Raw genomic sequence first — 1,571 nt, forward strand, 5'->3', positions numbered from 1 at the left:
GGCACCTCGCCGTCGCGATTCAGGTGCCCGACAATGAATCACCAGCGATTCATCGGATTTAAGATTTTTCGATCAGGACTACCGCAATCGAATCAAGCATTTGTGGGCAATTGAAAACGGGTGAGGACCGCGGAGCGGTGACTTAGGCTGCTTGGTTGACTTGGCTATTTCTGTTGCGCCAATTCCAGGGAAGAAGTTCGTCGAGCGTTGTACGGATGTGCAGCGATGCGTGCCAGGAGATCGGCGAGCCAAGCTTGTGGATCCACGTCGTCCATTTTAGCTGATTATGCCGCCCGCCGAACTATGCCGAGGGCGCTCTGAACGACCAGACTATGCCGAATGGAATGAGGCTGCCCTGCACGCGATCGGCGGTGCCAGCGTGACAACGGCGTGCCATACCAACTCCGTTCGGCATAGTCCGGCGGGCGGCATAAACGGCGTTGGACGAAGCCGCTCCGCGGCAGAACTCTCGGCTAGAGTGACCCATCGTCGGGATGAAGGAATGCGGCTGAAGCAACTGTAACCGCTTTGGCGTGCCATGGTGAGACGTAATTTGCAGCGTTCATGGGCTTGGCTTCGAGCAAGATGGCGTTGCTGCCCCCGGGCAGTTTTCGTTTTTTGCCAAGAAGCTGTCAATGACCCCGCTTCGGTTACGCATGATAAACGACATGCAGATCCGCAATCTGTCACCGCATACGCAGGATTGCTACCTGCTGCAGATTTCGCAGTTCGCCCGCCATTTTGCAAAGTCGCCGGCTTTGCTCGGGCCGGAAGATGTCCGCGCCTACCAAGTTTATCTGACGAACGAGAAGAAGTTGGCGCCGAAGTCGATCCACGTGACCGTCTCAGCGCGCCGTTTCTTCTACCGTGTCACGCTCGGCTTCGAATGGGAGTTCGACCTCATCATTCCGTGCCCAAAGGTGCCCAAGACGCTCGCCGTCATCCTGAGTCCCGAAGAGGTACTGCACTTCCTCGGCTGCGTGGAGAGCCTTAAGCATCAAGTGATCTTGACGACATGCTACGCCGCCGGTCTGCGCATTTCCGAAGCGGTACGCCTGAAGCCGGAAGCCATCGACCGACAGGGGATGGTACTGCGCGTCGATCAAGGCAAGGGGAAGAAGGACCGTTACGTCATGCTCTCGGCAAGATTGCTGGAGACACTGACCGACTATTGGCGCGCCGTCCGGCCAAAGACGTGGATGTTTCCCGGCGGTATCCCCAACGAGCCGATATCGACTAACGCGGTGCAGGACGCCTGCAGCAAGGCGCATCGGTTAGCGGGCCTTGCCAAGCCCGTGACGCCGCATTCGCTGCGGCATGCCTTCGCCGTCCATCTACTCGAGGCCAGCACCGATCTTCGCACCATCCAGCTCTTGCTTGGCCATCGCAGCCTGTCCACAACCGCGCAATATCTCCGGATAGCCACGAACAAGGTGCGCGTCGACCAGCCCGCTGGAGCTGCTGCCGCGCCCAATCCCTAGAGCATTTCCTTGCTTAATTGAATCGGAGGGATTCCGGTTTTTGGCGGATTGTGATTCAAGATGCTGGCTGGATTGGAGGCCAGCATCGCA

2 pseudogenes are annotated in these 1,571 nt (G+C 58.1%); one reads left to right on the forward strand and one right to left on the reverse strand.

The annotated features are described in order from the left end of the window. Positions 1–142: 142 nt before the first annotated feature. Positions 143–284 (reverse strand): annotated as a pseudogene (locus BM222_RS40765) (transposase domain-containing protein); the annotation flags it as partial. A gap of 351 nt (positions 285–635) precedes the next feature. On the opposite strand from BM222_RS40765, the pseudogene BM222_RS39670 reads away from it, so the two are divergent. Next, positions 636–1,491 (forward strand): annotated as a pseudogene (locus tag BM222_RS39670) (site-specific integrase); the annotation flags it as partial. Between the last annotated feature and the right edge of the window lie 80 nt (positions 1,492–1,571).

This window comes from Bradyrhizobium sp. Gha, from assembly GCF_900113735.1.
Lineage (GTDB): Bacteria > Pseudomonadota > Alphaproteobacteria > Rhizobiales > Xanthobacteraceae > Bradyrhizobium.